18 protein-coding genes are annotated in these 21,078 nt (G+C 65.3%); 9 read left to right on the forward strand and 9 right to left on the reverse strand.

Going from position 1 to position 21,078, the window contains the following annotated elements:
* Genes glpD through ACZ1A1_RS03825 form a run of 3 tightly spaced genes read left to right on the forward strand, consistent with a single transcriptional unit; the run spans nucleotide 1 to nucleotide 4,060 of the window.
* Nucleotides 1–1,506, forward strand: coding sequence for a glycerol-3-phosphate dehydrogenase (gene glpD / locus ACZ1A1_RS03815; protein WP_463618835.1), 1,506 nt, complete (start codon nucleotides 1–3; stop codon nucleotides 1,504–1,506).
* 12 nt (nucleotides 1,507–1,518) lie between these two features.
* Nucleotides 1,519–3,021 (forward strand): glycerol kinase GlpK, encoded by a 1,503-nt coding sequence (gene glpK / locus ACZ1A1_RS03820; protein ID WP_463618836.1) that lies wholly within the window; start codon nucleotides 1,519–1,521, stop codon nucleotides 3,019–3,021.
* 4 nt (nucleotides 3,022–3,025) lie between these two features.
* Nucleotides 3,026–4,060 carry an aldose epimerase family protein gene (locus tag ACZ1A1_RS03825; RefSeq protein WP_463618837.1) on the forward strand — a complete coding sequence of 345 codons (1,035 nt, stop codon included), beginning with the start codon at nucleotides 3,026–3,028 and terminating at the stop codon, nucleotides 4,058–4,060.
* 111 nt (nucleotides 4,061–4,171) lie between these two features.
* Here the strand turns inward: ACZ1A1_RS03825 and ACZ1A1_RS03830 are convergent, their stop codons facing one another.
* Nucleotides 4,172–5,563 (reverse strand): nucleobase:cation symporter-2 family protein, encoded by a 1,392-nt coding sequence (locus ACZ1A1_RS03830; RefSeq protein WP_463618838.1) that lies wholly within the window; start codon nucleotides 5,561–5,563, stop codon nucleotides 4,172–4,174.
* A gap of 46 nt (nucleotides 5,564–5,609) precedes the next feature.
* Entirely contained in the window at nucleotides 5,610–6,110 is a 501-nt protein-coding gene (locus tag ACZ1A1_RS03835; protein WP_463618839.1) for a nucleoside deaminase, read from the reverse strand.
* A 116-nt stretch (nucleotides 6,111–6,226) separates the two neighbouring features.
* On the opposite strand from ACZ1A1_RS03835, the gene ACZ1A1_RS03840 reads away from it, so the two are divergent.
* On the forward strand, nucleotides 6,227–7,123 hold the full coding sequence (locus ACZ1A1_RS03840; RefSeq protein ID WP_463618840.1) for a LysR family transcriptional regulator: 897 nt from the start codon (nucleotides 6,227–6,229) through the stop codon (nucleotides 7,121–7,123).
* A 120-nt stretch (nucleotides 7,124–7,243) separates the two neighbouring features.
* Here ACZ1A1_RS03840 and ACZ1A1_RS03845 read toward each other — a convergent pair whose 3' ends face one another.
* The 7 genes from ACZ1A1_RS03845 to ACZ1A1_RS03875 form a co-directional block, all read right to left on the reverse strand.
* A complete protein-coding gene (locus ACZ1A1_RS03845) occupies nucleotides 7,244–8,059 on the reverse strand; it encodes an HpcH/HpaI aldolase family protein (RefSeq protein WP_463618841.1) in 816 nt (271 codons plus the stop codon).
* A 107-nt stretch (nucleotides 8,060–8,166) separates the two neighbouring features.
* Nucleotides 8,167–9,072, reverse strand: coding sequence for a 5-dehydro-4-deoxyglucarate dehydratase (gene kdgD, locus ACZ1A1_RS03850; RefSeq protein WP_463618842.1), 906 nt, complete (start codon nucleotides 9,070–9,072; stop codon nucleotides 8,167–8,169).
* A gap of 596 nt (nucleotides 9,073–9,668) precedes the next feature.
* The gene (locus tag ACZ1A1_RS03855) at nucleotides 9,669–10,550 is read right to left on the reverse strand and encodes a 2-hydroxy-3-oxopropionate reductase (RefSeq protein WP_463618843.1); all 882 of its coding nucleotides are present in this window, start codon (nucleotides 10,548–10,550) and stop codon (nucleotides 9,669–9,671) included.
* Between the two features lie 13 nt (nucleotides 10,551–10,563).
* Complete coding sequence (locus ACZ1A1_RS03860) at nucleotides 10,564–11,346, reverse strand: NAD-dependent epimerase/dehydratase family protein (RefSeq protein WP_463618844.1); 783 nt, start codon at nucleotides 11,344–11,346, stop codon at nucleotides 10,564–10,566.
* A gap of 19 nt (nucleotides 11,347–11,365) precedes the next feature.
* Nucleotides 11,366–12,346 (reverse strand): threonine ammonia-lyase, encoded by a 981-nt coding sequence (locus ACZ1A1_RS03865; protein WP_463618845.1) that lies wholly within the window; start codon nucleotides 12,344–12,346, stop codon nucleotides 11,366–11,368.
* Between the two features lie 10 nt (nucleotides 12,347–12,356).
* Nucleotides 12,357–13,547, reverse strand: coding sequence for an N-methyl-L-tryptophan oxidase (gene solA / locus ACZ1A1_RS03870; RefSeq protein ID WP_463618846.1), 1,191 nt, complete (start codon nucleotides 13,545–13,547; stop codon nucleotides 12,357–12,359).
* 210 nt (nucleotides 13,548–13,757) lie between these two features.
* The gene (locus tag ACZ1A1_RS03875; RefSeq protein ID WP_463618847.1) at nucleotides 13,758–14,558 is read right to left on the reverse strand and encodes a FadR/GntR family transcriptional regulator; all 801 of its coding nucleotides are present in this window, start codon (nucleotides 14,556–14,558) and stop codon (nucleotides 13,758–13,760) included.
* A 242-nt stretch (nucleotides 14,559–14,800) separates the two neighbouring features.
* Here ACZ1A1_RS03875 and ACZ1A1_RS03880 point away from each other — a divergent pair, with 242 nt between their 5' ends.
* From ACZ1A1_RS03880 to ACZ1A1_RS03900, 5 genes are read left to right on the forward strand one after another with little or no spacing between them, the layout of a single operon-like run.
* Entirely contained in the window at nucleotides 14,801–16,882 is a 2,082-nt protein-coding gene (locus ACZ1A1_RS03880; protein WP_463618848.1) for a hydantoinase/oxoprolinase family protein, read from the forward strand.
* 11 nt (nucleotides 16,883–16,893) lie between these two features.
* Nucleotides 16,894–18,537, forward strand: coding sequence for a hydantoinase B/oxoprolinase family protein (locus tag ACZ1A1_RS03885; RefSeq protein WP_463618849.1), 1,644 nt, complete (start codon nucleotides 16,894–16,896; stop codon nucleotides 18,535–18,537).
* A 5-nt stretch (nucleotides 18,538–18,542) separates the two neighbouring features.
* Complete coding sequence (locus ACZ1A1_RS03890) at nucleotides 18,543–19,865, forward strand: alanine racemase (protein WP_463618850.1); 1,323 nt, start codon at nucleotides 18,543–18,545, stop codon at nucleotides 19,863–19,865.
* Nucleotides 19,866–19,885: 20 nt separating this feature from the next.
* Nucleotides 19,886–20,356: a RidA family protein gene (locus tag ACZ1A1_RS03895; protein ID WP_463618851.1), complete on the forward strand. Its 471-nt coding sequence runs from the start codon at nucleotides 19,886–19,888 to the stop codon at nucleotides 20,354–20,356.
* Nucleotides 20,357–20,407: 51 nt separating this feature from the next.
* Nucleotides 20,408–21,076, forward strand: coding sequence for an amino acid ABC transporter permease (locus ACZ1A1_RS03900; RefSeq protein WP_463618951.1), 669 nt, complete (start codon nucleotides 20,408–20,410; stop codon nucleotides 21,074–21,076).
* Nucleotides 21,077–21,078: the final 2 nt, after the last annotated feature.

A 21,078-nucleotide genomic window follows, 5' to 3' on the forward strand; every position in this document is an offset into this window, starting at 1 on the left:
ATGGCCTTCGACTATGACATCCTCGTCATCGGCGGCGGCATCAACGGCTGCGGCGTCGCGCGCGATGCGACCGGGCGCGGCTACAAGGTGCTGCTCGTCGAGATGAACGATCTCGCCAGCGGCACCTCCTCGGCGTCCACCAAGCTCATCCACGGGGGCCTGCGCTATCTGGAGCACTACGAGTTCCGGCTGGTGCGGGAATCGCTGATGGAGCGGGAAGTGCTGTGGGCGATGGCGCCGCACATCATCTGGCCGCTGCGCTTCGTGCTGCCGCACCACAAGGGGCTGCGCCCCGCTTGGCTGCTCCGGCTCGGCCTCTTCCTCTACGATCATATCGGCGGGCGCAGGCGCCTGCCGGCGACGACGGTGCTGGACCTGAAGACGGATGCGGCCGGCAAGCCGCTGAAGGACGCCTATGCTAGGGGCTTCGAATATTCCGATGCCTGGGTGCAGGATGCGCGCATGGTGGCGCTCAACGCCCGCGATGCCGCCGACCGCGGCGCGCAGATATCGACCCGCAGCGAGGTTGTGCGCGTCGAGCGGCAGGGCGGTGGCTTTTCCGCCGAGATCGCCGACCGGGACACGGGTGCGCGCCGGACGGTCAGCGCCCGGCTCGTGGTCAACGCCGCCGGTCCCTGGGTGGACCAGGTGATCGGGCTTTCCGCCGGCGGGGCGAGGGCGGCGAATGTCCGCCTCGTCCAGGGCAGCCATATCGTCGTTCCGAAACTCTTCGATCACGACAAGGCCTATATCTTCCAGAACGCTGACAAGCGCATCATCTTCGCCATTCCCTATGAGGGCGATTTCACGCTGATCGGCACGACGGACCGCGATTTCCCCGGCAAGCCGGAGAAGGTGGCGATCAGCGCGGAGGAGACGGCCTATCTCTGCGCCGCCGCGAGCGAATATTTCCACCGGCAGATCGCCCCTTCGGATGTCGTCTGGTCCTATTCCGGCATCCGCCCGCTCTACAAGACCGGGGACGGGAGCGCGCAGGAGGCAACGCGCGACTACGTGCTGAAGGCCGAGGGCGATGCGGCGGGCGGCGCGATGATCAACGTCTTCGGCGGCAAGATCACCACCTATCGGCGCCTGTCCGAGGAGGTCGTCGATCTTGCGGAGAAATATCTCGGCGCGCGCAAGCCGCGCTGGACCGCCGGCGCGACCCTGCCGGGTGGGGATTTTCCCGTCGACGGGTTCGAGGCGCTGGTCGGGCGGCTTGCGGCCCATGCGCCTTCCGTGGCGAGGCCGACGATCCGCCGGCTCGCCCGCAACTACGGCACGAAGGCCTTCGATATCCTCGGGCCGGAGGGCAGCCTCGGCCGGATCGTCGCGGCCGATCTCGGCGAGAACGAGATCCGCCATCTCGTGGAAACGGAATGGGCGAAATCGGCCGAGGACATCCTGTGGCGGCGCTCCAAGCTCGGCCTGCGCTGCACGCCGGACGAGGTGGCTGCCCTGACGGCGTTCCTCGCCGGAAGAGAACGAAAGACGGCGACCAGCTGAGCGGGAGCGGCCATGAGCGGATATGTCTTAGCCATCGACCAGGGCACGACGTCCACGCGGGCGATCGTGTTCGACCGGGAATACCGCAATGCCGGCAGCGGCCAGCAGGAATTCCCGCAGCATTTCCCGCAATCGGGCTGGGTCGAGCATGACGCGGAGGACCTGTGGCGCACGGCGGTGGAGACCGCCCGCACGGCGCTGAGCGCCTCCGGCGTCTCGGCCGGCGAGATCGCGGCCATCGGCATCACCAACCAGCGCGAGACGGTCGTGCTGTGGGACCGGCGGACGGGCGCGCCCGTCTCCCGCGTCATCGTCTGGCAGGACCGGCGGACCGCCGAGCACTGCGCGCGCCTGCGCGCCGACGGCGCGGAGCAGGATATCGGCCGCAGGACAGGCCTCCTGCTCGACCCCTATTTCTCCGCCACCAAGATCGCCTGGCTGCTCCAGCATGTGCCCGGCGCGCGGGCGGCGGCGGAGGCGGGACACCTTGCCTTCGGCACGGTCGATAGCTGGCTCGTCTACAGGCTGACGGGCGGGCGGTGCCATGTGATCGACGTCACTAACGCCTCGCGCACCATGCTGTGCAACATCGCGACGGCCGAATGGGACGACAGCCTGCTGTCGCTCTTCGGCATACCGCGCTCCATCCTGCCGGAGATCGTGGGGAACACCGGCGATTTCGGGGAGACGGACGCGGCCCTGTTCGGCGGCCGTATCGCGATCCGGGGCATTGCCGGCGACCAGCAGGCCGCGATGATCGGCCAGGCCTGCTTCGCGCCCGGCATGGTGAAGTCGACCTACGGCACGGGCTGCTTCACCCTCCTCAATATCGGCGAGGAGCCGGTGGTCTCGCAGCACCGGCTGCTGACGACCATCGCCTACCGCATCGACGGCCGGATGCACTATGCGCTGGAGGGTTCGATCTTCGTCGCCGGCGCGGCGGTGCAATGGCTGCGCGACGGGCTCGGCGTCATCGACCGGGCGGACCGCTCCGGCGCGCTCGCCGATGCGGCGGACGAGAGCCAGAACGTCTACCTCGTCCCGGCCTTTACCGGGCTCGGCGCGCCCTGGTGGAACCCCGATGCGCGCGGCGCGCTCTTCGGTCTCACCCGCAACACCGGCCCCGCGGAACTCGCCAAGGCCGCGCTGGAATCGGTCTGTTTCCAGACGCGTGACCTGTTGAAGGCGATGCGCCAGGACTGGCCGCGCACGGGCGAGACCTTCCTGCGTGTCGATGGCGGCATGGCGGCGAGCGACTGGACGATGCAGCGGCTGGCCGACATTCTCGACGTGCCGGTGGACCGCCCCGTCGTGAACGAGACGACGGCGCTCGGCGCCGCGTGGCTGGCGGGCTATGCGGCAGGGGCGTGGCCGGACATGCAGGGCTTCTCGCGAAGCTGGAAGCGCGACCGGAGCTTCGTTCCCGCCATGGAGGAGGGCGAGCGGCAAAGGCGCGTCCTCGGCTGGCGGGCGGCGGTCAGGAGCACGCTCGACTTCAGCGACAGGCAAAGGTGACGCCATGATCCCGCAGGAACAAGGGCCCTCGCTCTTCGGCCGTCTTCCCGACGGCCGGGCCGTCGAAGCTGTCAGGATCGGCCGGGGCGCGCTCCGGGCCGAGATCCTGACCTATGGCGCCGTCGTCAGGGACCTTCGTTTCGAGAGGCATGGGCGGCCGCTGGTGCTTGGCCTTGACAGCATGGAGGATTACCTCGCCCATTCCCGCAATTTCGGCGCATCGCCGGGCCGCTGCGCAAACCGCATTGCCGGCGGCCGCTTCGTCCTCGACGGCAAGGCCTACGAACTGGAGCGCAACGAGCCCGGCGGCGTGAACCATATCCATGGCGGCAGCGCCGGCATGGGCCGGTCGCCCTGGGCGATCCGCGCGCTGACGCCCGACCATGTCGAACTCTGGATCCGCGATCCGGCCGGCAATGCCGGCTTTCCCGGCGCAGTCGAGACGACCTGCACGATCCGCGTGTCGGAGGCGGGTGTGCTCGCCATCCGCTACGAGAGCCGGAGCGACGCGCCGTGCCCGGTCAATCTGTGCCACCACGGCTATTTCAATCTCGGGCGCGGGCCGGACATCCGGGATCACACCGTCTGCATCGCCGCGGATGCCTATCTGCCCGTCGATGGCAGCAAGATCCCCCTCGGCGCGCCGCAGGCCGTCGCCGGCACGCCCTTCGACCTGCGCGCGGATACCCTGCTTGGCGAGCGGCTCAAGGAACTGGACGGCGGGTTCGACCACAATTTCTGCCTTTCGCCCGATCGCATGCCTCTGCGCCCCATCGCCTGGGTCTCCGCACCCACCGGCCTGCGGATGGAGGTCGCGACGACTGAACCGGGCGTGCAGTTCTTCACCGCCCCAATGCTTCGATGCCCTGTTCCGGGTCTGGAAGGAGAGGTTTATGGGCCGGCCGCCGGATTATGCCTGGAAACGCAGGTCTGGCCGGATGCCGTCAACCGGCCCGGGTTCCCGGATGCGGTGCTGAGGCCCGGCGAGATCCGCGTGCAGGAAACGGAATACCGCTTTTTCCGCACACCATCCGCCTGACCTTCAATCGACGAAACCCTCGCCTTGAGTGCCGGTGAAAGACGGCTTGAGGGCCGGGACCTCTCGGCCTCGGCCCTCAACAGGCGCCACATCGGCTCCGGGGGAGAGAGCCTAGTGGGCCATGGCGACCTGTCCCTGCATGCGCAGCCCGTTGAGGGCGGCGTTCATGACGATGGCGGTGACGGCCCCCATGATGACAGGGGAGTGGAAGACCACCTGCGACCATTCCGGCATGAACTGGAAGAAGTCGGGCTTGACGATGGTAATCATCGCCATGGCGACGCTCAGCCCCACGACCATGAAGTTGTTGAAGGTCGTGTCGAAGTCGATCTTCTGCAGGGTCTTCATGCCGACGACGACCAGCGTGCCGAACATCACGAACCCGGCGCCGCCGACCACAGGCTTGGGCAGCGAGGCGATGGCCGTGGCCAGCACCGGCGAGAGGCCGAGCACGATGAGGAACCCGCCCGCCAGCGCCACCGTCCAGCGGCTGCGAACGCCCGTGATGTTCACCAGCGCCACGTTCTCGGAAAAGGCCGTGTAGGGGAACGAGTTGAGGATGCCGCCGAGCATCGTCGAAAGCCCGTCAGCCCGCAGCAGGTCGGCGATGGTCCGTTCCGTTGCGGGACGGCCGACCATCTCGCCGACGACGATCGTGTCGCCGACGGATTCGACCCAGGTGATCGCGACCACCAGGCACATGGTCAGGACGGGCACGAGATGGAAGGTCGGCAGGCCGAAGTGGAAGGGCGTGACGATCGCCAGCGGCGCCGCATCCTTGACCGCGCTGAAATCCAGCATGCCGAGAACGGCGGCGAAGACGACGCCGACGACCAGCCCGACGAAGACCGAGATATTCTTGATGAAGCCGCGGCCGAACACGTTCAATAGAACGATGACGGCAAGCACGAGAAAGGCAAGGCCGATATAGGCCGGCTTGCCCGCGTCGGGCACGAAACCGCCGGCGGCATACTGGATCGCGACCGGCAGGAGGCTGAGCCCCATGACCGTCAGCACCGCACCGACGACGACCGGCGGAAAGGCCCGCACGATGTAGCGGCCAAGCGGCGCCATGAAGATGGCAAAGAGCCCCGCCGCGATCACGGCGCCATAGACCGCCTGCAGGCCGGCATTCGGCCCGGCTTCGAGGATCGCCGGATTGCTTCCGATGGCGATGACCGGCGAGATCGCGGCGAAGGTGATGCCCTGCATCAAGGGCATGCGCACGCCGAAGCGCCAGAAGCCGACGGTCTGGATCAGCGTGGCGAGGCCGCAGGTGATGAGGTCCGCCTGGATGAGATAGGCGATCTGGGCCTGCGTGAGGCTGAGCGCGCTGCCGATGATGAAGGGAACGGCGATGGCACCGGTATACATGACGAGCACGTGCTGGAGCGCGAGCACCGCCATGCGGGCGGGCGGCAGGATCTCGTCGACGGGATGGACGTGTCGTGCAGTCTGGTTGGCGCCGGCCGCAGCCGCGCCATGGTCCGCTTGTCGGGACATGGGCTGAACTCCTGAAGGGAAGGGAAAGGACGGCGGCTTCCGGTTTTCACCAGAAGCCCTCATGCGCTTTCGCGATCTCCCCTTCGAGAGCGGGGACGGGCCCGACGACCTCCACCTTGCGCTGCCCGGCGTCGAAAATGTGCTCGCAGGGCATGTCCATGGTCAGGTTTTCCGGGTTGTCGCCGGTCAGTTCCGCCAGGCGCTTTTCCGTCATGCCGTAGACGAGGCGGCCTATGCCGGCCCAGTAGGTGCCGCCCGCGCACATGCAGCACGGCTCCACCGAGGTGACGAGCGTGCATTCGGCGAGGAATTCCGCCGAATAGGTCCTTGCAGCGTCGCGCGCGACGTTCATCTCGGCATGGCCGACGCCCTTGTCGTCCTTGAACGTGTTGCCGGAGGTGAGCAGCACCGCGCCGTCCGGCCCTGCCAGCAAGGCGCCGAACGGATGGTTGCCCGCCGCCCGGCTTTCCTCCGCGATCTTCATCGTCTCGCGCAGATTGCGAAGATCGATCTCCGTTGCCTGTCCCCTATTCTGTCTGTCGAGCATGCGTCACTCCTCCTCAACGCGTGAAACTCCCGCATTCAGAGTGCGCGAGAAGGGGGCTTGCGCCAATTAGAATGAATTGCGCATAGTGTGCGAAAAAACTGCACAGGGAGGCGGCTGTGTCGGCATTCTCGCGGGAGTTCTTCACCTTCGTGGAAGTGGCGCGCGAGCGCTCGATCCGCCGCGCGGCGGAAAAGCTGAACCTCTCCGCCTCCGCCCTCAGCCGCCAGATGCAGATCCTCGAACAGACATTTGGCGCACGCCTCTTCGTCCGCATGCCGCAGGGTGTGCAACTGACGGAGCAAGGGCAGGTGCTGCTGACCCAGGCCGAGCGCTGGCTGGACGACGAAAGCGCGCTCCGCGCCGCCCTGCAGCAGAGCGGCGGTGACGGGGCCGGGACGCTGCGGCTTGGTGTCATGGAATGCCTGGTGCCCTATATCCTTCCGGGGCTGGAGGCGGAGACGGGATTGTCCGCGCTGAAGGTCTCCGTGGGGGACACCGGCACGCTGGTCGGCCAGCTCTGCCGCAACGAGATCGACGCGCTGCTCGCCTTCAACGTGCCGCGCCTGCCGGAGCTCCGCGTCTATGACGAGCGGAGCTACGATCTCGGCGTGGTCTATGCGGCGGCGCTGGCGCCGTCGGGTGAGCCGCCGTTCCGCATCGAAAGCTGCCTCGGCCGTCCGCTCTGCCTGCCGGATACCAGCCTCTCGGTCTGGCCGCGGCTCGACGCGGAGGTCTACCGCATCCACGCCGAGCCGCGCATCGCGCTGCGCAGCAATTCCATCGCCCTCATCATGGAATATGTCGCGGCGGGCAAGGGCATCAGCTTCCTGACCTGGCTGGATGCGGCGGCCGGCGTCGCCGAGGGCCGCTTCCGCTTCGCTAAGCTGGAAAATCGCCGTCTTTCGGAAAAGCTCTATCTCTGCGCGGCGGCCAATGCCCCGCTGGGCCCGCTCCAGGCGGCACGCACCCGCGCGCTCTTCCGCCGCGTTCCCATGTCGCCGCAGGGGGGCTAGCGTGAAAGGGATAAGGTGCGAGCCAAGTTGTTGGCTACGTGTTCAGAGCAGAAAGACAAGCGGGCCCGCTTCGGGCGTTAAGCATCTACTCCGGTAGCCACGAGGCTATCCAATATCTTGTCAATATCCGTGCCTCGAGCTCGTCGCATGGCTTCCTTCTTCCTTCATGAGGCTTCGGAATGCGGTGACATTCGCCTTGGCCGCTCCCGCAAGCAGGCGCACGTCGTTGGAGACGGTGACGAGATCGAAGCCCCAGCCGGCTGCCTTGGCCGCGTAGGCCGGCGTGCCGCAATGGAGGGCGGCCTTGATGCCGGCCGCATGGGCCGCATCGAGGATGCGGTGGATCGCATCGACGATCTCCGGTTCCTCGCGGTCGAAACCCGGGGGATATGTCTTGCCCGTCAACCCGATCGTCAAATCCGCCGGCCCGATATAGACGCCGTCGAGGCCGGGCGTGCCGACGATCTCGGCCAGATTGTCCACGGCCTCGGCCGTCTCGATCATGGCGAAGCAGATGATCTGCTCCTCGGATTCGACGAAGTAATTGTCCCCGGCGGAGAAGACGGTGCGCGAGGGACCGTAGCTCCGCACGCCTGCCGGCGGGTATTTCACATAGGACACGAGACGCTCGGCCTCGGACCGGTTGTTGATCATCGGGCAGATGATGCCGTAAGCCCCAGCATCGAGCGCCTTCATGATGTGGGCAGGGTCGAGCCACGGCACGCGGACGATCGGCACGACGTCGCTCGCCCGCATCGCCTGAAGCATGCCGACGGCGGCCTGATAATCAATGATCCCGTGCTGGAGGTCTATCCCGATGCTGTCATAGCCCTGTTCGGCCATGATCTCCGCGGAAAAGGCATTCGGTATCGAGAGCCATCCGTTGAGCGCGCACCGCCCCTCGGTCCAGATCCGTTTCAGCCTGTTCGGTTTCATTGCCTTCTCCTTCGATCGTTCCGCTGTGGTTCTCTCACTATCAAGCAGGATGGGGCTGCCGCAGGGAGAGGGCGGCGTTCGGCTCGTGCCGGACGCCGATGCGCGCATCAGCGGCGATAGGATGCGATGAGCGCTTCCATCATGCCGACCTCGTCCGGGGTGAGGTCGGTCAGGGGCGAACGGACCGGCCCGGCTTTGAAGCCCTGAATCCGGACACCGGCCTTTACCGCGGAAACCGCATAGCCCTTGCCGCGGTTGCGGATCGCCATGAACGGATAGAAGAAGTCCTTCAGGATGCGTTCGCAGGTCGCCCGTTCGCCGGCGCGCAGCGCGGCGTAGAATTCATTGGCGAGGGCGGGAACGAAATTGAACACGGCCGACGAGTAGGTCGTGAAGCCCGCGCCGAGATAGGCTTCGGCGAAAAGCTCGGCCGTCGGCATGCCGCCGAGATACATCAACCTGTCGCCCATCTTCGCGGTGATCTGGCGCACGAGGCCGATATCCCCCGTGCCGTCCTTGAAGCCGATGAGGTTCGGGCACTCGTCGCATAGCCGCGCAAGCGTATCGGCCTGGAGCACTGAGTTGTCGCGGTTATAGACCATGACGCCAAAGCCGACCGATTGGCAGACTTTCTTGATATGCGCGTAAAGGCCTTCCTGCGGCGCATCGATCAGATAGTGGGGGAGGAGCAGGATGCCGTCCGCGCCGACCTTTTCCACCGACCGCGCGATATCGACCGCGATTTCCGTGCCATAGCCGCAGCCGGAAACGATTGCCGTCTTGCCAGCGACGTCCTTGGCGGCGGAGACGATGCCCGGAATCTCGTCCGGCCTCAGGGAAAAGAACTCGCCGGTGCCGCCGGCCGCAAAGAGCACGGGGGCCTTGTAGCTCGCCAGCCAGGCCACATGCTCCTTGTAGCTCTCCTCTGCAAAGCGGCCCTCCGCGTCGAAATGCGTGACGGGAAAAGAGAGCAGGCCGGAGCCAAGGGCGGCCTTGAGTTCCTGAGGGGTCATTTCTGTGTCTCCGATTTGAATACTGTGCGCGAGATTACCAGCAAGGCCATGCAAGTCAATATGTGATCATATCTCTATGTGGAAACTTGAAGAGAGATAATATCTTTATGTGGGGCCAGTGTGCTCGCAAAATCTGCGGGTATTCAGAGGCTTTGCCAAGATGATTAGGGTGGTATGAAGCCATTGGCGAAGCTCAAGCTGTATGCTCAAGGAACAAAATTGATGGCGACATATGACGTCTATATCCCGGTACGCCCAGCGCGGGCCCCGGGCGTGCTGTCAGCGCGGTATTTGCCTACCGTAGTCGGCCGAAAGCCGTGCTTCCGGTAGATTCTGATAGGCACCCTTTTCGATGTGATCGGTGAAAGGCGAAGCTACGCGGTCGTGCATGCCCGCTCGCCTTCCCGCTTGCGCGGCGGAAAGGCCGGTCTCTGCCGTTCCGGTTCGTGATCCCAGGTCGAGGAGGAGGTCCACGGTGCTGGATGAAAGGCGCGGCCGGTTCCGTTCACGATGATGGAGCGGAACGATCCCACGCCCTACCTTCATCCGCCGGCGGTGAGGCGCTTTTCCATCTGCAAGGCGTCAGCCTCCCGATCTCATTGTGGGTCCGCGCCGGCAAGCCGCTCCAGCGATTTCACGATCGCGGAATGATCCTTCTCCCAGTCGCCATTCGCCCTGGCCGAGGCCAGCAACTGGCGGCAGAGCGCGGTGCCGGGTAGGGGGATGCCGTTCTCGCCGGCCGCCTTCAGGGCGAGATCGAGGTCCTTGGCGTGGAGGGAGATGCGGAAGCCGGGCTGGAAGGCGCGGTCGATCATGCGCTGGCCGTGCACCTCCAGAATGCGGGACGCGGCAAAGCCGCCCATCAGCGCCTCCCGGACCTTTGCGGGATCGCAGCCCGATTGCCGCGCGAAGACGAGGGCCTCGCCGACGGCCTCGATCGTCAGGGCGACGACGATCTGGTTGGCGATCTTGCAGGTCTGGCCGCTGCCATTCTCCGCACCGACATGGGTGATGTTCCTGCCCATGGCCTGCAGCAGGGGCATCGCCCGCTCGAAGGCTTCGGCCGGCCCGCCGCACATGATGGAGAGCGTGGCGTTCTTGGCGCCGACTTCGCCGCCTGAGACCGGGGCGTCGAGATAGAGGACATCCTTTTCCCGCAGCTTCCCGGCGAATTTCTTCGTCGCCACGGGATCGATGGAGCTCATGTCTATGAAGAGGCTGCCGGCGGCGAGTGCCTCCGCGAGCCCCTGCTCGAAGAGGACGCGCTCCACGTCGGGCGTGTTGGGCAGCATGGCGATGACCACCTCGCAGCGCGCGCCGACCTCACGCGGGCTTGCCTGAACCTGCAGGCCCTTGGTGAGAAGGCCGGCCGGCGCGGGCGCGCGGTTTATCGAGGCGTGGACGGTATGGCCCGCATCGAGAAGATGCCCCGCCATCGGCGCGCCCATGACGCCGAGGCCTATGAATCCGATGTTCATTGCAAAGCCTCCGTCACTTGGCGAAGATGCCGCCCTGAAGGCGGTTGACGATGTCCTCGCGGCCGGGATGGGGATCGGCGGCATGGATCTCGGACTGCCAGGCGTCCGCGCTGTCCTTCGGCCGGTAGCCGATATGGGAGGCAAGGCGGTTGTCCCAGAAGGTGGCACTGTTGTCGGAGGCGCCGTAGATGATCGTATGGCCGACGCGCGGTACGCTCAGCGAGCGCTCGACGAGCTGCCACATGTCGTCGAAGGAGAGCCACGTCAGGAGATGGCGGCGCGTGCTCGGCTTCGGCTCGCACGAGCCGATGCGCACGGATACGGTTTCGAGACCGTGCTTGTCCCAGTAGAGCTGAGCGAGGTTTTCCCCGAAGGCCTTGGCGACGCCGTAGTTGGAATCGGGCCTTGCGGGCACGTCCGTCCCGATAACGTGCATCTGGTCATAGAAGCCGATCGCATGGACGGAACTGGAGAAGACGACGCGCTTGACACCGGCAAGGCGGGCGGCCTCGTAGAGGCTCTGGAAACCGACGATGTTGACGCGGCAGATCGAGGCGAAATCCGCATCCTTCGACAGGCCGCCGAAATGCACGATGGCGTCGATATCCTTCACGAGGCTTTCGGCCGCGGCGAGATTCCCGAGATCGGCCGTGACCAGCTCCTCGTTGGGTGCCGGATCGGACATGGCGGCGATATCGGTGGAGCGAAGGAATTTTACCTTGGGGGCGAGGCGCTTGCGCAATTCGGTGCCCAGCAGGCCAGCAGCGCCCGTCAACAGGATGCGATCGTAGAGCATGTTCGTCTTCCTTGCATTTTCAGATGTGGGATGAAGGCTCGCCGAGAAGGCGCGTGAAGAGGCTTTGATCGACATTGCCGCCGGAGACGACCACGACGGCCGTCGCTCCCTGCATCGCCTTCGCCTGCGAAAGCATGGAGGCGAATGCCGCCGCTCCGCTCGGCTCTGCGACCAGATTGAAGCGCTCGAACAGGGTCCGGACCGCATTCGCCACCTGGCTGTCGGAGACGGTGTCGAAATCGGGCGAGAGCGTCTTGACGATCTCGAAGGGCATCTTGCCGGGTTGCGGCGACATGAGGCCGTCGCAGAGCGTGCCTGCGCCCGCTTCGTTGGCCATGCGCTCGCCGGCCGCGACCGACCGTGCGAAATCGTCGAAGCCGCGCGGCTCGACTGCGACGATGCGGCAGCGCGGAAAGGCGTGCCGGACCGCGCTCGCCGAGCCGGAGAGAAGGCCGCCGCCGCTTGCCGGAACGAAGAGGGCGTCCGGCCGGATTTTCCGCCTCGCGGCCTGCGCGGCGATTTCCAGCCCGACCGTTCCCTGGCCGGCGACGATGTCCTCATGATCGAACGGCGGCACGAAGATCGCGCCTTCCGCGATGAATTCGCCTGCCCGGCGGTCCCGGACGGCGAAGAAATCCGCGAGGATCTCCACGTCCGCGCCGAGGGCACGCGTGCCGGCGATCTTGCGGGCCGGCGCGGAGGCCGGCATCAGCACGGTCGCTTTCGCGCCCACGATGCGCGCCGCATAGGCGAGCCCCTGCGCGTGATTGCCGGAGGAGAAGCCGACGAAATGCGCATCCCGCGCCGTGCGGCGGCGCAGCACGAAATTCAGCGCGCCGCGGGCTTTGAACGATCCCGTCTTCTGCAGGCATTCGGCCTTGATGAGGACGCGCAGGCCAAGTTCGTCGTTGAGCGTGTCGCTCTCCAACAAAGGCGTGCGCAGCACGAAGTCGCGGATCAGCACCGCTGCTTCTTCCACTCTGTCCTGAAGGTTATCCATGGCGGTCGCCTTACAGGTAGCGGGCGAGATTGAAGGGCGAGAGGTCGATCCTGCTCCTGCCGTCGTGAATGACTTCGGCCACCGCCTCGCCGATGCCGAGCGAATGCTTGAAGCCATGCCCCGAGCAGGCGGAGACGACGATGACCTTGTCCATCTCCGGGTGGTTGTCGATGATGAAGCCGTTGTCGGGCGTGTTGGTGTAAAGGCAGGTCGCGTTGTTGACGATGTCGGGCTTGACGCCCACCATGTTGGGGCCGACATGCCGGGTGTAGAAGTCTTCCGTCTCCCAGCGCTCGGCCGCAGGCGTGCCCTGTTCGTGGTCGAAGTCGGGCGTGTCGCGGCTTGCGACCATCTTCACGCCTTCGCCGGGATCCGTCACGGGGAAGCCGGTGAAATAATCCTCGAGCCGATCGGTGACGAACCAGATGAAGACCGGCATGTTTTCCGGGGAGAAGGGCGTGAAATCGTCCGCGTCATACCAGTGGATCGTCTGGCGCGTGACCGTCAGCAGCCTGTCGAAGGGCGCGCCGAGCAGGCGGCGCGTCCAGGCGCCGGCTGCAACCACGGCCCGTTTCGCGTGGACCGTGCCGCCGCTCGTCTCGACGATGACCTTGCCGTCGATCTGGTCGATCTTCTCTACGGTCGTGTCGGTCAGGATTTGTGCGCCATGGGTCCTAGCGCCCTCGACCTGTGCTTCGATCAGTGCTTCCGGCAGCATGTAGCCGGCGTTCGGCTCCAGATAGCCCCGGTCGGTATCGCGGAATTTCCGGAACTGCGGATAGCGCGTGCGCAACGCATCGGCGTCGAGGATTTCGTGCTCGATGCCGAAGCGTTCCGCCATTTCGATGCTGCTGGCCAGAAAGTCCTGTGCGCCGTGAAGCGGCGTTGCGCCGGTCATCGGCGAGCCGACGATGAGGGTGCCCGATTTCACGAGGAAGGTGCGGCCGAATTCGGCCTCCAGCTCCGCGATGATCTCATGGGAGCGCATGGCGAGCGGCACATAGGCCGGACCCTCGCCCACGGCCTCGCGGGTCACGCGTGTTCCGCCATGGCTGGAGCCGTTGGCATGGGGCGGGACGAAACGGTCGATGCCGAGCACGCGCTCGCCGCGCCTGGCAAGCTGGTAAAGGGCCGAAGCGCCCATGGCGCCGAGGCCGATGACCACGACGTCGGTTTCGATGGGAGATGCATTCGAGGACATGGCCGTGCTTCCTTGATCGCCGGCGGCTTGCCGGACACAGGTTCCAGACGCCTCATGCAGCATCGCCTTGGCCCTGCGGGCGGCGGCTGCAAGAGAGCGGACGCGTCCTATGCCTGGTCGATATCAGCAAGGCATCCGGCCCGGGGCCGGAGGAAGGATTCCTCGCACAACCGAAGCGTCATAAGATCACTTCGGTATAGTCATCATATCTTATCCCTGTCCGTCAAGGCCGTTATCGGCATTCTCCGTCGATTTCCCGGCCTGGACCATGAGGCCGCGGTAGCGCATCTGGCTTCTGCCGATATGATTCTTCATGGCTTCGCGCGCCGCCTCGACGTCCTGGCGGGCAATCGCCTCACAGATCGCATTGTGCTCGCCAGCCGTCTTTTCGAGATATTGCGGGGTGATGAGCGATCCGCGTTTCGTTCCTTCCAGGGCGCGGCGGGGAAGGATCGCAAGGCCAAGGCGATCGAAGAATTCCACGAAGGCCTCGTTGTTGGTGGCTTCCGAGATGGCGCGGTGGAATGTCCAGTCGGCCTGTTCAGTGGGTTCGTTCTGTGCGAGGGCCTCGCGAAAGCGGCTTGCGGCCTCCCAGATCTTTGCTTCCTGCGCCCAGGATCGCCGTGCGGCGGCCAGGCCTGCGGCATGGATTTCCACGGCCATGCGCAATTCGAGAATGTCGAGCATGGACGCTGAAAAATGAAGATTTCCAACGGCTTCCGCCGAAACGCCGCCGTTTTCGGTCTTCTGGGAGACGAAGACGCCGACCCCGTGCTTCGCCTCGAGGAGGCCATCGGCGCGAAGGGCCGCGACGGCCTCGCGAATGACGGTGCGGCTGACGCCGAATTCCTGAGCCAGCGCCTTTTCCGTCGGAAGCTTGTCGCCGACCTTGGTCGCGTCATCGAGGATCCGTTCCCTCAGCGCGTGCGTCGTCTTCAGCGTTAGCGTGTTCTTTTTCGTGCCGGCTGGTGGGGCTGCCGTGTCGCCGCTTGTCGTCATATCTTTCGACATTCCTGTCTTCCCGTCCCGTTGTCGTTATCGTTCGGCCTCGGCAATGGGATTGTGCTGAAGGACCGTTGGGTCAGCAGACTATATTTTTGCACCATCGAAAACAATCCTCTTGACAGGTGATCATATCTCTATCACGTTCAAGATACGATCTTAGCCGCAAAGCGATCATACACGCATAAGTAAAACGGGAACCGCGGCTGAACGTGTCAACGGATTTGTTTTCCAGCACAGGGCATGGATAGATGGACAGCGAAAAGGCCAGGATAGGCGTCGATATCGGCGGGACGTTCACCGACGTCGCGATGGAATACCGCGGCAGGATCTTCTCGACGAAAGTCCTGACGAATTACGCCGCCCCCGAGGCGGCCATCATCCAGGGCATCACCATTGTTCTCGAAGATGCCGCGCTTCCCTTCTCGGAGGTCGGGACGATCATCCATGGGACGACGCTTGCCACCAACTCGCTGATAGAACGTCGCGGCGCGAAGACCGCCTTCGTGACGACCGAAGGCTTTCGCGATGTCATCGAGATGCGCACCGAGAACCGCTTCGAGCTGTACGACCTGAACATCGTCCTGCCGCCGGCACTGATCCCGCGCCGCGACCGTTTCGTCGTCGCGGAGCGCGTCAGCGCATCGGGAGAGATCCTGCATGCGCTCGATGACGAGAAGGTGGCCGCGCTCGCCGAGACGATCCGGGACGGCGGCTATGAGAGTGTCGCCATCGGCCTGATGCATGCCTATGTCAACGATGTGCACGAGCGGAAGGTGCGCGACATCCTGCTTGCCGCGATCCCCGGCCTGTCGATTTCGCTATCCAGCGAGGTCTCGCCGCAGATGCGCGAATTCCAGCGCTTCAACACCGTCTGCGCCAATGCCTATGTCAAGCCGCTGATGGCATCCTATCTCAACCGCCTCGTCGACAAGCTGCGCGAAGCCGGCGCGAACTGCCCGGTCTTCATGATCCATTCGGGCGGTGGCATCATCACCATTGAAAGCGCCGCGGAATTTCCGGTGCGCCTGCTGGAGTCGGGCCCGGCGGGCGGGGCCATCTTCGCCGCCGAGGTCGCCAAGCGCTACGGCCTCGACCGCGTTCTCTCCTACGACATGGGCGGCACGACGGCAAAGATCTGCCTGATCGACGACGCCACGCCGAAAACCGCCAAGACCTTCGAGGTGGCGCGCACCTACCGCTTCAAGAAGGGCAGCGGCATGCCGATCTCCATTCCGGTCATCGAGATGATCGAGATCGGCGCGGGCGGCGGCTCCATCGCTTCGGTCGACGGCATGAAGCAGATCCGCGTCGGGCCGCACAGCGCCGCCTCCGAGCCAGGCCCGGCCTGCTACGGCCGCGGCGGCGACAAGCCGACTGTTACGGATGCCGACCTGCTGCTCGGCCGGCTCGATGCCGACAATTTCGCAGGCGGTTCGATCAGGCTCGCCGCAGCACATTCTGAAGCCGCCTTTGCCCGCGAGGTCGGCGAAAAGCTCTCCATCGACAACAATGCCGCCGCCTTCGGTGTCTGCGAGGTGGTCGATGAAAGCATGGCCAATGCGGCCCGCATGCATGCGGTCGAGAACGGCAAGGAGCTTGCGGAATACAGCATGATCGCCTTCGGCGGCGCCGCGCCGCTGCATGCCTCGCGCCTTTGCGAGAAGCTCGGCATGAAGGAACTGCTCATCCCGCCGGGCGCCGGCGTCGGCTCGGCCATCGGCTTCCTGCGCGCGCCCATCGCCTTCGAATCCGTTCGCAGCGCCTATATCCGCTTCGCCCGGTTCGATGCGGTCAAGGTGAACGCGGTGCTCAAGGAATTACAGGACGAGGCCAAGCGCTTCGTCCATGCCGCAGACCCGGATGCGAAGGTCGAGATGGAGTGCATCGCCTATGTCCGCTATGTCGGACAGGGCTGGGAGATCCCCGTTGTCGTCGACATCAAGTCCTACAGCGATGCAGACGGCCCGGCGTTGCGGGCAGCCTTCGAGGAGGCCTATGCCGCCTATTTCGGCCGCGCGATCGACGGCCTCGATGCTGAGATCATCAGCTGGTCGCTACGCGCGAGCTCGCCGATCCATTCGGCGGCGCCCGTGATGCGGGCGGCGAAGGGCAAGGCGGCCCCGGTGTCGGCACAGCGCGATATGTTCGATGCGCGCGCCGGAAAATATCTATCTTCCGGCATCGTCGAGCGCATCTCGCTTTCCGCCGGGGACTATGTTTCCGGCCCGGCCGCGATCGTCGAGCGTGAGACCACCACGATCATCTCCTCCTCCTATGAAGCGATCATGCAGCCCGATGGCTGCCTGCTCGTAACGCCCAAGAACGCGTAAAGGACACGACCATGACGAAGCAGCGCGATGCCATCGCCGAGATGCGTCTCCAGATCATGTGGAACCGTCTCATTTCCGTCGTCGAGGAACAGGCCCTGACGCTGGTGCGCACGGCCTTCAGCACCTCGGTCCGCGAGGCGGGCGACCTTTCGGCGGGCGTATTCAACATCGCTGGCGAAATGGTCGCGCAGGCAGTGACCGGCACGCCGGGCCACGTAAACGCCATGGGCGAGGCCGTCGGCCACTTCATCGAGACGATCGGCCGCGACAACCTTTTCGAGGGCGATGTCTACATCACCAACGACCCCTGGAAAGGTACCGGCCACCTGCACGATTTCACGGTGGTCAGCCCTTCCTTTCACAAGGGGAGGCTGATCGGCTTCTTCGCCTGCACCGCCCATGTGGTGGATGTCGGCGGCCGCGGCTTCGGCCCGGATGCCAACGAAGTCTATGAAGAAGGCATCTTCATCCCGATCATGAAGTTCGCCGAACGGGGCACGGTTAGCCGCGATCTCATCAATATCGTGCGCAACAATGTGCGCGAGTCCGACCAGGTCGTCGGCGACCTCTATTCGCTGGCTGCCTGCAACGAAACCGGCCACAAGCGCCTCATCGAGATGCTCGCCGAATTCGAGATCGACGACATCGAGGATCTGGCGAAATTCATCTTCGACCATTCCTATCAGGCGACGGTCGATCGCATCGCCGAACTGCCGCAGGGTATCTATCGCAACACCATGCGCGTCGACGGCTACGGCACGCCGATCGACATGGTGGTGAAGCTCGATGTGCGCAAGGGCGAGATCATCGCGGATTTCGACGGTACCTCCGGCCCGAGCCCGCTCGGCATCAACGTGCCGCTGATCTACACGACCGCCTATGCCGCCTATGGCCTGAAATGCTCGCTGGCGCCGGAAATCCCCAACAACGCGGCCTCGCTGAAGCCCTTCAGGATCGTCGCGCCCGACAATTGCATCCTCAATGCGCAGCGTCCCGCGCCGGTCGCGGTTCGCCACGTGCTCGGCCACTTCGTGCCGGATACGGTGCTCGGCGCGGTGCACAAGATGCTGCCGGACACGGTGCCTGCGGAAGGGGCTGGTGCGCTCTGGAACATCCATCTCAGCGCCCGTCCGTCCGGCGGCAAGGTCGCCAACGGCCTGGACCTGCACCGCACGGAAATCCTGATGTTCAATTCCGGCGGCAGCGGCGCACGGCCGACGCTCGACGGTCTCAACGCCACGGCCTTCCCGAGCGGCGTGCACAGCATGTCGGTCGAGGCGACGGAACATGTCGGGCCGATCATCGTCTGGCGCAAGGAACTGCGCGACGGTTCGGGCGGCGAGGGCCGCCAGCGCGGCGGGCTTGGCCAGGTGGTCGAGATCGCGCCGACGCACGGCCATGAGTTCTACTTCAACGCGATGTTCGACCGTGTGGAGAACGCGGCGCGCGGCCGCGAAGGCGGACATGACGGTGCGGCCGGCCGGGTCCATCTCGACGACGGCACGCGGCTGAAGACCAAGGGCCGCCAGTTCGTGCCGGAAGGCAGGCGCCTGGTAATCGAGCTGCCCGGCGGAGGCGGCTACGGCAACCCGGCCGAGCGGCCCGGCGAGACGCGCGAGCGTGACCGTCTCGATCAATACGTCATCGCGGATTGAAGGACATGGCGATGAAAGCAATCGAGACCTTGGCTGCGGAGATGGGTCGGTTTGAACTGTCCCCCGGCTTGCGCGGCATCCCGATCGGCACGACCGTGACGGATTCCGCCGCGGTAAAAGGGCAGGGGTGGCATCCGGCGGACGGCGCGATGAGCCTGCCGCTCCTCTCGCTCGACCTGCCGACCTATGTCGACAACAAGGCGGCGATGTTTGCGGTCTGCCGGGCGTTCGGTTGCGAGATCGCTCCGCATGCGAAAACGCCGATGTCGCCCGTTCTGGCGCAAGACCTGGTGGAAAGCGGGGCCTGGGGCGTCTCGGTCGCGGACCTGCGGCAGGCCGAGGTGATGCTGCGCCGCGGCTTGCGCAAGCTTCTCATCGCCAACGAGATCGGCGGCCGTTACGCCGCCGTGCGGCTGGCCCGCCTGCTCCGCGCCTTTCCGCGGGCGGATATCCATCTCTTCGTGGACTCCGCCGAACTCGTTGCCGGGCTTGCGGAAGCCTGGGGCGACGATGCGGGCCTGCCGCCGCTCAAGCTGCTGGTCGAAGTCGGCTGCGGCCGGGGCGGGGTGAATTCGAACGCGGAGCTGGACCGTCTGCTCACCGCCATCGGCGACCTGAAGGAGCGGCGGATCAGCCTAGCCGGTGTCGCCGCCTATGAGGGCACGGCGAACCGCCCGGTCGAAGCGGAGCTTGCCGCGGCGCTGGACGATCTCTTCGCCCGTGTCTCCTACGCTCTCAAGGCGGTGCGGCAGCTTGTCGGCGCAGGCATGCCTCTGATCCTGTCGATGGGCGGATCGAGCCTGTTCGACCATGTGATCACGCGCTGCCGGGACATCCTCGACGAAGACGGCGGCGCGACGCTGCTTCTCAGGAGCGGGGCCTGCTTCTTCAGCGACAATGGGCCGATCCGCGCCCGTCTCGGCGCCATCGTCGGACGTGGGCTGCTCGGCCCCCAAGTCAGCAGCCGCATCGCCGGTGCGTTCAAACCGACACTGCGGCTCTGGGCGGAGGTGCTGTCGGCCAACGGGCCCAACGATGTCATCTGCGGCGTGGGGATGCGGGATGTCGCCCATGATCAGGGCGTTCCGACGCCACTCGCCCTTTGGCGCGGCGGAAAGCGTCTTGCCGTGCTCGGCGAGGGCGCGGTGGTGATGAGGCTGAACGACCAGCACGCCTTCGTGCATGTGCCCGAACCGGCCGTGGCGCTTGGCGACGTGATCGAATTCGGGGTGAACCATCCCTGCACGACGATCGACAAGCATGACGTGATTTTCGGCCTCGACGACAAGGGCGCCGTCAGCGTCGTCCTCAGGACCTTCTTCGGCTGAACGAAAACAGGATTGAAAAGATGAGTGCCTCCGTAGCAGACCGATTGAAAGACCTGGGCATCACCCTGCCGGGCGCATCTGCCCCGACGGCGACCTACATTCCGACGAAGCGGATCGGCTCCAGCCTTCTCGTTTCCGGTCAGGTTCCGCGGGTGGACGGCAAGATGAGCTTCGTCGGCAAGGTGGGCGATACGATCTCGCCTGAGGAGGCGAGAGAGGCCGCGCGGGTCTGCGCGCTGAACATTGTCGCCCAGCTTCACGCCGCGCTGGATGGCGATCTCGACCGCGTCGCCGGCTGCTCGCGCGTGCGCGGCTTCGTCAATGCCGCGCCGGATTTCGGCGCGCACGCCGCCGTCATCAACGGCGCCTCGGATCTCATCGTCGAGATCTTCGGCGAGCGGGGGCGCCATACCCGGACCGCCATCGGCGTCGGCTCGCTGCCGCACGGTGTCGCGGTCGAGGTCGACGCGGATTTCGAAATCGACCGTTGAGGCGGCGGAATTTCCGGCGGGTCTGAAACAGAGGGAATGGCGAGCACGGATATGGGATACGAATTCGACTTCTCTGCGGTATGGGATGCCTGGCGCACCCTTTTGAACGGTACCCTGGTCGCCCTCTATTACACGGGGATTTCCAGTGCCCTTGCGCTGGTACTCGGGATCGTGGTGATGGTCATGCGGCGCAGCGACGTCTGGCCGGCCCGCTTTTCCGCGCAGGTGTTCATCGAAGTCATCCGGAACACGCCCTTCCTGGTGCAGCTCTTCTTCATCTTCTTCGGCCTGCCGGCCGTCGGGCTGAAGTTCTCGGTCTCGGCGGCGGCGATCACCGCGCTGACGATCAACACCGCGGCCTATATCGCGGAAGTCCTGCGCGGCGGCGTCGACGGCCTGCCGAAGGGGCAGATCGAGGCTGGGAAAGCGCTCGGCCTCAACCGCCGGCAGATCTTTTTCGATATCGTCCTCAAACCGTCCGTCCGCTCGGTTTATCCCGGCCTCTGCTCGCAGTTCGTGCTGCTCCTGCTGACCTCGAGCGTCGTGGCGTCGATCTCCGCGCCGGAGCTGACCTATTCCGCGCAGATGATCGAGGCCGAGTCCTTCCGCAGCTTCGAAGTCTACTTCGTCGTGACAGGGATCTATCTCGCGCTTTCCGTCTGCCTGTCGTCACTGCTCCGGCTGTTCGGCCGCATCTACTTCTCCTATCCGATCAAGTGAGG

This window comes from Shinella sp. R2-11, assembly GCF_055330205.1.

Bases quoted from the DNA above. Each gene is read 5' to 3' on its own strand.
- glpD (WP_463618835.1), top strand. From the start codon at position 1: ATGGCCTTCGACTATGACATCCTCGTCATCGGCGGCGGCATCAACGGC.
- glpK (WP_463618836.1), top strand. From the start codon at position 1,519: ATGAGCGGATATGTCTTAGCCATCGACCAGGGCACGACGTCCACGCGG.
- ACZ1A1_RS03825 (WP_463618837.1), top strand. From the start codon at position 3,026: ATGATCCCGCAGGAACAAGGGCCCTCGCTCTTCGGCCGTCTTCCCGAC.
- ACZ1A1_RS03830 (WP_463618838.1), bottom strand. From the start codon at position 5,563: ATGTCCCGACAAGCGGACCATGGCGCGGCTGCGGCCGGCGCCAACCAG.
- ACZ1A1_RS03835 (WP_463618839.1), bottom strand. From the start codon at position 6,110: ATGCTCGACAGACAGAATAGGGGACAGGCAACGGAGATCGATCTTCGC.
- ACZ1A1_RS03845 (WP_463618841.1), bottom strand. From the start codon at position 8,059: ATGAAACCGAACAGGCTGAAACGGATCTGGACCGAGGGGCGGTGCGCG.
- kdgD (WP_463618842.1), bottom strand. From the start codon at position 9,072: ATGACCCCTCAGGAACTCAAGGCCGCCCTTGGCTCCGGCCTGCTCTCT.
- ACZ1A1_RS03855 (WP_463618843.1), bottom strand. From the start codon at position 10,550: ATGAACATCGGATTCATAGGCCTCGGCGTCATGGGCGCGCCGATGGCG.
- ACZ1A1_RS03860 (WP_463618844.1), bottom strand. From the start codon at position 11,346: ATGCTCTACGATCGCATCCTGTTGACGGGCGCTGCTGGCCTGCTGGGC.
- ACZ1A1_RS03865 (WP_463618845.1), bottom strand. From the start codon at position 12,346: ATGGATAACCTTCAGGACAGAGTGGAAGAAGCAGCGGTGCTGATCCGC.
- solA (WP_463618846.1), bottom strand. From the start codon at position 13,547: ATGTCCTCGAATGCATCTCCCATCGAAACCGACGTCGTGGTCATCGGC.
- ACZ1A1_RS03875 (WP_463618847.1), bottom strand. From the start codon at position 14,558: ATGTCGAAAGATATGACGACAAGCGGCGACACGGCAGCCCCACCAGCC.
- ACZ1A1_RS03880 (WP_463618848.1), top strand. From the start codon at position 14,801: ATGGACAGCGAAAAGGCCAGGATAGGCGTCGATATCGGCGGGACGTTC.
- ACZ1A1_RS03885 (WP_463618849.1), top strand. From the start codon at position 16,894: ATGACGAAGCAGCGCGATGCCATCGCCGAGATGCGTCTCCAGATCATG.
- ACZ1A1_RS03890 (WP_463618850.1), top strand. From the start codon at position 18,543: ATGGCGATGAAAGCAATCGAGACCTTGGCTGCGGAGATGGGTCGGTTT.
- ACZ1A1_RS03895 (WP_463618851.1), top strand. From the start codon at position 19,886: ATGAGTGCCTCCGTAGCAGACCGATTGAAAGACCTGGGCATCACCCTG.
- ACZ1A1_RS03900 (WP_463618951.1), top strand. From the start codon at position 20,408: ATGGGATACGAATTCGACTTCTCTGCGGTATGGGATGCCTGGCGCACC.